Source organism: bacterium, assembly GCA_030654305.1.
Classification (GTDB): Bacteria; Krumholzibacteriota; Krumholzibacteriia; order LZORAL124-64-63; family LZORAL124-64-63; genus PNOJ01.
In genome coordinates this window covers 1-10,294 of record JAURXS010000391.1, presented here as the reverse complement: position 1 = coordinate 10,294, position 10,294 = coordinate 1, and the positions used below count along the sequence as shown (strand labels likewise).

Genomic DNA, 10,294 nt, shown 5'->3' with positions numbered 1-10,294 from the left:
GCTGCTGTTCGACCCCGACCTCGACCTCATGGAACGCCTGCTGCCGCACCCGCCGCGCGAGCCCGGCTACCGCCGGGGCCGCCCCCACCGCGCCTTCCTGGGCCGGATCGGCTTGCCGCCCGACGGCGATCCCGGGGCCTTCGCCAGACGGCTCGAACGCACGCTGTCATCGTCTCTTCCTCGACTTTGACCTCCCCGGTTCCAGTTGCGAAGTATGTCAAAATTCTAACATTTTAGAGTGATATTTTAACTGATTTTATTTCAGCGTTTTACTCGGTGAACCGGCGCACAGCGATGACATATTGAAAACCGCCATCAATCGGCCAACCGACGGTTCCCCGCGCGAGACCCCAGAGGGGATGAATTTTGTATCGTTAACGAATACAACCGGCTAACCAGCCGCCGTGAAAAAATCTCCATGTTTGCTTGACACAGCCGATCCCAATGATGACCTTGCGGACGTTAACAAATAAACATTCAGCGAACGCGAGTGGGCCATGAAGCAGACCAAGTCGGACATCCCCCTCAAGACGATGGAGCGCCTGGTGACGTACCGGCGCCTGCTGCAGTACCTCGCGACCGAGGGACGCGCCTTCGTCTTCTCCCACGAACTCGCCAAGCTGGCGAACAACACCGCGGCGCAGGTCCGGCGCGACCTGATGATCATCGGGCACCACGGCAGCCCCATCCGGGGCTACGGCGTGCGCTCGCTGGCGGCCCACGTCGACCGCCTGCTGGCCCAGCACGAGCCCAGCCGCGTCGCCCTGGTGGGGGCCGGCAACCTGGGCCGGGCCATCCTCGCGCACGTCGGCTTCCAGCTGCCGGGCATCACCATCCTGGCGGCCTTCGACAGCGACGAGGAGCGCACCGGCCGCGTGATCGCCGGGGTGCGCTGCTACCCGGTGCGGGAGCTGGAGAGCCGGGTCATCGAGCTGGGCATCAACGTGGGGATCCTCGCGGTGCCGGCGGCCGAGGCCCAGGAGGTCGCCGAGCGCCTGGCGGCGGTCGGGGTGACCGGCATCCTGAACTTCGCGCCGGTCCCGCTGCGCCTGCCGCAGGACGTGGTGGTGGACGAGGTCGACATCGGCCTGAAGCTGGAGCGCATCGCCCTTTGCTGTCAGTGAGGAGGAGCCGGACCATGAACCCCTGCGTCGCCGACATCCTGGAAAACTTCCCCGGCGCCCGCCGCGACAGCCTGATCCCGATCCTGCAGGCCGTGCAGGAGCGGGACGGCTTCCTGTCGCGGGAATCCGTGCTGGCGATCGGCCGCCACCTGGACCTGCCCGCCAGCAAGGTCTACGGGGTGGCCACCTTCTACAACCAGTTCCGCTTCACGCCGATCGGCCGCTTCCACGTGCAGGTCTGCCGCGGCACGGCCTGCCACGTGAAGGGGTCGGCCAACGTGCTCGACGCGGTGGAGCGCGAGCTGGGCGTCAGGGCGGGCGGCACCACGCGCGACGGCCTGTTCAGCCTCGAGGTCGTGGCCTGCATCGGGGCCTGCGGCCTCGCGCCGGTCATCGCCGTCGGCGGCGATTTCCACGCGGGCGTCGCCCCGCGCGACGTGCCCGCCATCTTCGCGGCCTACCGCGAGCGGGCGAAGGGGGGCGGCAGCGATGCAGCCTGACGCGACCACCGTGAACCCCGTGAGCGCGGAGCGCCTGCGGACCCTGCTGCGCGACGACGACGGGCGCGACGCGGCGCCGACCGCCGAGCTGCGCCGCCTGCGGCGCGAGGAGAACGACCGGCCGATCGTCTACGTGGGCGCCGGGACCTGCGGGCTCGGCGCGGGCGCGGGCAAGGTGCTGGCCGCTGTGCGCGCGCACCTCGCGGCCGGCGGGGTCGACGCCGAGGTGGTCGAGACCGGCTGCATCGGCCTCTGCTCGGAGGAGCCCCTGCTGGAGGTCCAGCTGCCGGGCCGGGCGCGGGCGGTCTTCGGCCGCGTGAAGCCGGCGGACGTGCCGGGCCTGCTGGACGCGATGCTGGCCGGCACGGTGCCGACGGCCCACTACCTGGGCCAGCACGGGCCGCAGGCCCTGCGGCGCTGGGAGGGCCTGGCCGCGCTCGCCGACCACCCGTTCTTCGCCGGGCAGACGCGCTGGGTGCTGCGCAATTGCGGCCTGATCGACCCCGGCAGCCTGGAGGAGGCCCTGGCCTGCGGCGGCTACCGCGGCCTGGTCAAGGCGCTGCGCACGCTGACCCCGGCCGAGGTCTGCGCCGAGGTCGAGCGCAGCGGGCTGCGCGGGCGCGGCGGCGGCGGCTTCCCCACCGGGCGCAAGTGGACCTTCGCGCTGAACACCCCCGCCGAGCAGCGCTACATGATCTGCAACGCCGACGAGGGCGACCCCGGCGCCTTCATGGACCGCGCCGTCATCGAGGGCGACCCGCACCGCGTGCTCGAGGGCCTGGCCCTGGCCGCCTACGCGGTCGGCGCCACCAAGGCCTACATCTACATCCGCGCCGAGTACCCGCTGGCCATCCGGCGCCTGCGCGAGGCCATCGCCCAGGCCGAGGCCTGCGGCCTGCTGGGCGACGACATCCTCGAGAGCGGCTTCGACCTGAAGGTGACCATCAAGAAGGGGGCCGGCGCCTTCGTCTGCGGCGAGGAGACCGCGCTGATCCACAGCATCGAGGGGCGCCGCGGCATGCCGCGTCCCCGCCCGCCGTTCCCGGCCGTCTCGGGCCTGTTCGGCAAGCCGTCGGTCATCAACAACGTCGAGACCCTGGCCAACGTGCCGCAGATCGTCGAGCGGGGCGCCGACTGGTTCTCCTCGCTGGGCACCGCGGGCAGCAAGGGCACCAAGGTGTTCGCGCTGTCGGGCAAGGTCGCGCGCACCGGCCTGGTCGAGGTGGCGATGGGCACCTCGGTGCGCGAGATCGTGTTCGGGGCGGGCGGCGGCATCCCCGGCGGCAAGGCCTACAAGGCCGTGCAGATCGGCGGGCCGAGCGGCGGCTGCATCCCCGGGCAGCACCTCGACATCCTGGTCGACTACGAGTCGCTCAAGACGGTGGGCGCCATGATGGGCTCCGGCGGTCTGGTCGTGATGGACGAGGACACCTGCATGGTGGACGTGGCACGCTTCTTCATGGACTTCATCCAGCGCGAGAGCTGCGGCAAGTGCATCCCCTGCCGCGAGGGCACCAAGCACCTGCGCGACATGCTCGACGCCATCGTGCGCGGCCGCCGCCACGAGACGGGCGCCGACGCCCTGGCCCGCTTCAAGGGCGTGACCTACCTGCCGCGCCTGGCGGAGGTCATCCGCGAGACCAGCCTCTGCGGGCTGGGCATGACCGCCCCCAACCCCGTGCTCAGCACGATGCGCTGGTTCCCCGAGGAGTACGAGGCGCACATCTACGAGCGCCGCTGCCCCGCCAAGGTCTGCCGCGACCTGCTGACCTTCGACATCGACACCGAGCTGTGCAAGGGCTGCACGCTGTGCGCGCGGGCCTGCCCGGCCGGCGCCATCGTCGGCGGCAAGAAGCAGCCGCACCTGATCGTCCACGAGAAGTGCATCGCCTGCGGCGCCTGCCTCGAGGCCTGCAAGTTCGACGCGGTGGAGGTTTCCTGATGAGCGCGACCGAGACGTTCCGCATCGAGGTGAACGGCCGACCCGCCGAGGCCCGGCGCGGCGAGACCCTGCTCGACGTCTGCCGGCACGCCGGCGTGGACGTGCCGACGCTGTGCCACCTGCCCGACCTCGCCCCGTCGGGGGCCTGCCGGATCTGCGTGGTGGACGTGCGCGGGCGCGGGCTGGTGCCCAGCTGCTCGTGCCCGGTCGAGCCCGGCATGAGCGTGGAGACGAACTCGCAGTCGGCCACGCGGGCCCGCAAGACGATCGTCGAGCTGCTGCTGGCCAACCACCCCGACGACTGCCTGTACTGCGTGCGGCAGGGGGAGTGCGAGCTGCAGGACCTCGCCCGGCGCTACGGCGTGCGCGAGCGGCGGTTCGTGACGGCCAAGAACGACCACCACGCGGACGTCTCGAGCCCCTCGCTGGTGCGCGACCCGGCCAAGTGCATCCTCTGCGGCAAGTGCGTGCGCGTCTGCGAGGAGGTCATGGGGGTCGCCGCCATCGACTTCGTCCGCCGCGGCAGCCGGACCCTCGTGGCGCCGGCCTTCGAGCGGGGCCTGAACGTCTCGACCTGCATCAACTGCGGCCAGTGCGTCATGGTCTGCCCGACCGGCGCGCTGCACGAGAAGAGCCACCTGAAGGAGGTCCAGGACGCGCTCGACGACCCGGCCGTCACGGTCGTGGTGCAGCACGCCCCGGCGGTCTCGGTGAGCCTGGCCGAGGAGTTCGGCCTCGAGCCCGGCGCCGACGTCGAGGCCCTGATGGTCACGGCCCTGCGCCGGCTCGGGTTCGCCCGCGTCTTCGACACGTCCTTCGCCGCCGATCTCACGATCATGGAGGAGGCTTCGGAGCTGGTGAGCCGCCTGAAGGGCGGCGGCCGGCTGCCGATGTTCACGAGCTGCTCGCCCGGCTGGATCAAGTTCGTCGAGCAGTCCTACCCCGACCTGCTGCCCAACCTGTCCACCTGCAAGAGCCCCCAGCAGATGATGGGCGCCGTGGTGAAGCGGGTCTGGGCCGCGCGCGAGGGGCTCGACCCGCGGCGGATCTTCAGCGTGGCGGTCATGCCCTGCGTCGCCAAGAAGTTCGAGGCGCAGCGCCCGGAGATGGGCGACGCCCACGAGATCCCCGACGTCGACGCCGTGCTGACCACGCGCGAGCTGGCCCGGCTGATCCGCGTGCACGGGCTGGACCTGGCGCGGATGACGCCGGGCGCCCCCGACCTGCCCCTGGGCGAGCGCAGCACGGCCGGCAAGCTGTTCGGCGGCACCGGCGGCGTCATGGAGGCCGCCCTGCGCACGGCGCACTGGCTGGTCACCGGCCGCGAGATGTACCACCTGACCGTCAGCGCGGTCCGCGGCCTGGAGGGCGTGAAGGAGGCCCGCGTGAAGCTGGACGACGTCGAGCTGGGCGTCGCGGTGGTCAGCGGCCTGGGCCGGGCCCGGCGCCTGATCGAGGAGATCCGCGCCGGCCGCGACGACCTGCACTTCATCGAGGTCATGACCTGCCCCGGCGGCTGCATCGGCGGCGGCGGCCAGCCGCTGCGGGCCGACCCCGGCGCGATCCTGGGCCGGCTGGAGGGCCTCTACCGCATCGACCGCAGCGAGCCGGTGCGCCTGTCGCACCGCAACCGCCACGTGCAGGAGCTCTACGACGAGGTGCTGGGCGCGCCCCTGGGCGCGCGCAGCCACGAGCTGCTGCACACGACCTACCACGCCCGGGACGGGGCGGTCTGACATGGATGCCGGCCAGCAGCTCGTCGCCACGATCCCCGAGCGGTGCCGCCTGTGCTACACCTGCGTGCGCGACTGCCCCGCCAAGGCCATCCGCATCACCGGCGGCCAGGCCGAGGTGGTGGCCGAGCGCTGCATCGGCTGCGGCAACTGCGTGAAGGTCTGCCGCCGCAACGCCAAGCAGGTGGCCGGCTCGATCGACGACGTGCGCCGCCTGCTGGCCGGGCCGCGCCCGGTGGCGGCGGCCGTCGCGCCGAGCTTCCCGGCCGAGTTCCTCGACCTCACGCACGGGCGGGTCGTGGCCGCGCTGCGCGCGCTCGGCTTCGACCTGGTCTGCGAGGTCGCCTTCGGCGCCGACCTGGTCGCCCGCCGCTACGCCGAGCTGATCAGCCGCCACCCCGGCCGCCGCTACATCGCGACGACCTGCCCCGCCATCGTCTCCTACGTGGAGAAGTTCGAGCCCGAACTGGTGCCCAACCTGGCGCCGGTGGTCTCGCCCATGGTCGCCACCGCCCGCGCCCTGCGCCGCCGCCACGGCGACGACCTGGCTGTGGTCTTCATCGGCCCCTGCATCGCCAAGAAGGTCGAGGCCGTGCGCGAGGGGATCGCCGGCGACGTCGAGGCGGCGCTGACCTTCGCCGAGCTGCACCGCTTCCTGTCCGAGGCCGGGATCGACCCGTCGCAGTGCGAGCCCTCGGACTTCGACGGGCCCGCGCCGGGGCTGGGCGCGCTGTTCCCCATCAGCCGCGGCCTGCTGCAGGCGGCCGGCCTGACCGAGGACCTGCTCGGCAACGAGGTCGTGGCCGGGACCGGCCCCGACACGTTCATGGAGGCGATCGACGAGTTCCGCGACGGCGTGCTGGACGTGCAGCTGCTGGAGCTGCTGTCGTGCAAGGGCTGCATCATGGGCGCGGGCATGACCACCCGGGCGCCGCTGTTCCGGCGGCGCACCGCGGTCAGCAGCTACGTGCGCGAGCGGCTCTGGGTCCCGAGCGGGGAGCGGCGCCGCGCCGAGCTGGAGGAGTTCGCCAGCCTCGACCTGAAGGCGGTCTACGCCCCCCACGACACGCGCATGTCGCAGCCGTCGCCGCGCGAGCTGTCCGCGATCATGGAGCGCCTGGGCAAGTCCACGCCCGAGGACGAGCTGGACTGCGGCGCCTGCGGCTACCGCACGTGCCGCGAGCACGCCGTGGCCATCCACACGGGCATGGCCGAGAACGAGATGTGCCTGCCCCACACCATCGAGCGCCTCAAGGATTCCCTCGACGAGATCAACGTGTCCCACCGCGAGCTGGCCAGCACCCAGCAGGCGCTGATCAACGCCGAGAAGCTCGCCAGCATGGGCCAGCTCTCGGCCGGCATCGCGCACGAGGTGAACAACCCGCTGGGCGTGGTCCTGCTCTACGCCAACATGCTGCTGGACGAGGCGCCGGCCGGCTCGCCGCTGCGCGAGGACCTGCTGATGATCGTGGAGCAGGCCGATCGCTGCAAGAAGGTGGTCGGCGGCCTGCTGAACTTCGCCCGCAAGAGCAAGGTCGTGCGCCGCCGCGTCCACGTGCCGGAGCTGGTCGACCGCGCGCTCAAGGCGGTCATCACGCCCCCGGGCGTCGAGCTGACCGTCGAGCACCGCCTCGACGACCCCTACGCCGATCTCGACGGCGACCAGATCGTCCAGGTGCTCACCAACCTGGCCGTCAACGCGGTCGAGGCCATGCCCGTCGGCGGCCGCCTGCGGGTCGTCACCGAGGGCGACGCCGAGCGCGTGACGCTGCGGGTCGTCGACACCGGGACCGGCATCCCCCGCGAGATCATCAAGAAGATCTTCGAACCACTGTTCACCACCAAGCAGATCGGCAAGGGCACGGGCCTCGGCCTGGCCGTCTCCTACGGCATCGTCAAGATGCACCAGGGGCAGGTCCAGGTCTTCTCGAACGCGGACCCCCGCGAGGGGCCCACCGGCACGACCTTCGTCGTGACCCTGCCGCGCGCCGCCAAGGGAGAACCGGCATGACCGACGCACACGACCGCAGCTACGCCGGGCGCACCGCCCTGGTCGTCGACGACGATCCCGACGTCCTGGAGCAGATCCGGCTCTTCCTGGAGCGGCTCGGCTTCCGGGTCCTCGCCGGCGAGAGCCAGGCCGAGGGGGAGGCCCTCATCGCCGCCGCCGCGCCCGACCTCTGCATCTTCGACCTGATGATGGAGCACCACGACAGCGGCTTCGTGCTGGCCCACCTCATGAAGAAGAAGAGCCCCCAGACTCCGGTTATCTTAGTGACCGGCGTGGCGCACGAGACCGGCTACACCTTCGACGCCGCCACCGCGGAGATGCGCCGCTGGGTGAAGGCCGACGCGGTGCTGGACAAGGACATCCGCTTCGAGCAGCTCGCGGCCGAGATCGCCCGGCTGGTGCAGCCGTGACCGTCGAGACGCTGCGGGTGCTGATCGTCGACGACGAACCCGGGATGCGGCTGGGCGCCGCCCGCGTGCTGTCGCGCCACGCGCAGTCCCTGCCGGAGCTGGGCGTCGAGGTGCGCTTCGAGGTCGAGACCGCCGCCGACGCCGGCGGGGCCCTGGCGCAGCTCGCGGCCGCTCCCTGGGACCTGCTGCTGCTGGACTACAAGCTGCCCGACCGCACGGGGCTCGAGGTGCTCGACGAGATCCGCAGCCGCGGGATCGACGTGGTGACGGTCATGGTCACGGCCTACGCCTCGCTGGAGGTCGCCGTCAGCGCCACCAAGAACGGGGCCTTCGACTTCCTGGCCAAGCCGTTCACGCCCGACGAGCTCAAGTCCGTCGTGGAGAAGGCCTCGCGCACGGTCCTGGCGCACCGCCGCGCCCTGGCCCTGGCCGAAGAGAAGCGGCAGGTCCGCTTCCAGTTCATCCGCGTCCTGGCCCACGAGCTGAAGGCCCCGCTCGGCGTCGTCGATTCGTACCTGCGCATGGTCCAGGACCGCGCCCTGGGCGACGAGCTCGCCGCCTACGACCGGCCGGTCGAGCGCGCGCTGGTCCGCATCGACGGCATGCGCCGCATGATCGTCGACCTGCTGGACCTCACGCGCCTCGAGTCGGGCCAGAAGCGCCGCGACCTCGCGGCGGTCGACGTCGTGGAGGAGGCGCGCTGCGGCCTGGAGGGCGTGACCGCCGCCGCCGCCGCCCGCGGCATCGCCACGGAACTGCACGCGCCGGAGGCCCTGCCCATGCGGGCCGACCGCGGCGAGCTGGGCATCATCTTCAACAACCTGCTGACCAACGCCGTGAAGTACAACCGCGACGGCGGCCGCGTCGACCTGACCGTCCGGCCCGCGGGCGACGGCGGCGTCGAGATCGAGGTGCGCGACACCGGCGTCGGCATGGCGCCCGCGGACGTGGCCCGCCTGTTCGGCGAATTCGTGCGCATCAAGAACGAGAAGACCAAGGGGATCGAGGGCTCCGGCCTGGGCCTCTCGATCCTGCGCAAGCTCGCCGAGCTGTACGGCGGCGCCGTGGCGGTGACGAGCGAGCCGGACGTCGGCACGACCTTCACCGTGACGCTCGCCGCCGCGCCGGAGGGAACGGAGCCATGAGCGCGTCCCGCCCCGCCGACGGCCGCCCGCCGCAGCGCGCCCTGAGCGCCGGCTTCGCGGACTTCGTCGACGAGGCCGGCTTCCGGCGGCTGATCGGGGCGGGAGCGCCGGACGCCGCCCGGGTGCGCGACGTGCTGGCCAGGAGCCTGGCGAAGGAGCCCCTCGCCCCGGACGAGGCGGCCGTGCTGCTGCGCGCCGAGGCGCCGGAACTGGTCGAGGAGATCTTCGACGCGGCGCGCCGGCTCAAGCGCGACGTGTACGGCCGGCGCATCGTGCTGTTCGCCCCGCTCTACATCGGCAACCTCTGCGTGAACGACTGCGGCTACTGCGCCTTCCGCGCGAGCAACCCCGACTCGGTGCGCCGCACGCTCTCCCCGGTCGAGGTCGAGGCCCAGGTCGCCGCCCTGGAGCGCAGCGGGCACAAGCGCCTGATCCTGGTCTTCGGCGAGCACCCGCGCTACACGCCGGAGTTCATCGCCGACACGGTGCGGCGCGTCGCGGCGGTCAGGACCGGCCACGGCGAGATCCGGCGCGTGAACATCAACGCCGCGCCCCTGGACGTCGCGGGCTTCCGCACCGTCCACGAGGCGGGCATCGGCACCTACCAGGTGTTCCAGGAGACGTACCACCGCGAGACGTACGCCCGCTACCACCCCGCGCGCACCTTCAAGGGCGACTACGATTTCCGGCTGGACAGCCCGAACCGGGCCTTCGAGGCGGGCTGCGACGACTTCGGGATCGGCGCGCTGTTCGGCCTGACGGACTGGCGCTTCGACGTGCTGGGCCTGGTGGCCCACGCCCGCCACCTGCGGGAGCGCTACGGCGTCGGCCCGCACACCCTGAGCTTCCCGCGGCTGCAGCCCGCGAGCGGCGTCGATTTCGCGGGCGCGCCCTTCGTGAGCGACGCCGACTTCAAGCGGCTGGTCGCCGTCCTGCGCCTGTCGGTGCCCTACGCCGGGATGATCCTGACCGCCCGGGAGCCGGCGGCGCTGCGGCGCGAGATCCTGGGCTTCGGCGTCTCGCAGATCGACGCCGGCTCGCGCATCGAGATCGGCGGCTACACCGAGGCCGGCGACGCCCAGGTCATGGACCGCGAGCAGTTCGCCCTGAGCGACCTGCGCCCGCTCGACGAGGTGCTGCGCCAGCTGCTCGAGGACGGCCACGTGCCGAGCTTCTGCACGGCCTGCTACCGCATGGGCCGCACCGGCGAGCACTTCATGGAGTACGCGATCCCCGGCTTCATCGAGCGCTTCTGCACGCCCAACGCCCTGGTCACGCTGACGGAGTACCTGCAGGACTACGCGTCCCCGCCCACGCGCGAGGCCGGCCGCCGGCTGGTGGAGCGGGAGCTGGCGGCCTTCCCCGAGGGGGCGGCCAAGGAGTCGCTGCGGCGCCGCCTGCAGGCGACGCGGGACGGGGCGCACGACCT

The 10,294-nt window shown here is 72.0% G+C and carries 9 protein-coding genes; all 9 read left to right on the top strand.

Going from position 1 to position 10,294, the window contains the following annotated elements; genetic code table 11:
* Window positions 1–190: lipoate--protein ligase family protein (locus Q7W29_11230; GenBank protein ID MDO9172389.1), on the top strand; the 190-nt coding region annotated here is incomplete at its 5' end.
* A 307-nt stretch (window positions 191–497) separates the two neighbouring features.
* Window positions 498–1,124, top strand: a complete 627-nt coding sequence (locus tag Q7W29_11225; protein MDO9172388.1) for a redox-sensing transcriptional repressor Rex — start codon at window positions 498–500, stop codon at window positions 1,122–1,124.
* A 14-nt stretch (window positions 1,125–1,138) separates the two neighbouring features.
* Window positions 1,139–1,624, top strand: coding sequence for an NADH-quinone oxidoreductase subunit NuoE (gene nuoE, locus Q7W29_11220; protein MDO9172387.1), 486 nt, complete (start codon window positions 1,139–1,141; stop codon window positions 1,622–1,624).
* Window positions 1,614–3,566 (top strand): NADH-ubiquinone oxidoreductase-F iron-sulfur binding region domain-containing protein, encoded by a 1,953-nt coding sequence (locus tag Q7W29_11215; protein MDO9172386.1) that lies wholly within the window; start codon window positions 1,614–1,616, stop codon window positions 3,564–3,566. The genes nuoE and Q7W29_11215 overlap by 11 nt, the downstream gene beginning before the upstream one ends.
* On the top strand, window positions 3,566–5,302 hold the full coding sequence (locus Q7W29_11210; GenBank protein MDO9172385.1) for an NADH-dependent [FeFe] hydrogenase, group A6: 1,737 nt from the start codon (window positions 3,566–3,568) through the stop codon (window positions 5,300–5,302). Before Q7W29_11215 ends, Q7W29_11210 begins: the two co-directional genes overlap by 1 nt.
* Window position 5,303: 1 nt before the next feature.
* A complete protein-coding gene (locus Q7W29_11205) occupies window positions 5,304–7,310 on the top strand; it encodes a [Fe-Fe] hydrogenase large subunit C-terminal domain-containing protein (GenBank protein MDO9172384.1) in 2,007 nt (668 codons plus the stop codon).
* Window positions 7,307–7,720 (top strand): response regulator, encoded by a 414-nt coding sequence (locus tag Q7W29_11200; GenBank protein MDO9172383.1) that lies wholly within the window; start codon window positions 7,307–7,309, stop codon window positions 7,718–7,720. Before Q7W29_11205 ends, Q7W29_11200 begins: the two co-directional genes overlap by 4 nt.
* Window positions 7,717–8,865, top strand: coding sequence for an ATP-binding protein (locus Q7W29_11195; GenBank protein ID MDO9172382.1), 1,149 nt, complete (start codon window positions 7,717–7,719; stop codon window positions 8,863–8,865). Before Q7W29_11200 ends, Q7W29_11195 begins: the two co-directional genes overlap by 4 nt.
* Window positions 8,862–10,294, top strand: a 1,433-nt coding sequence (gene hydG / locus Q7W29_11190; protein MDO9172381.1) for a [FeFe] hydrogenase H-cluster radical SAM maturase HydG, incomplete at its 3' end; no start/stop codon positions are given. The genes Q7W29_11195 and hydG, both read left to right, overlap by 4 nt.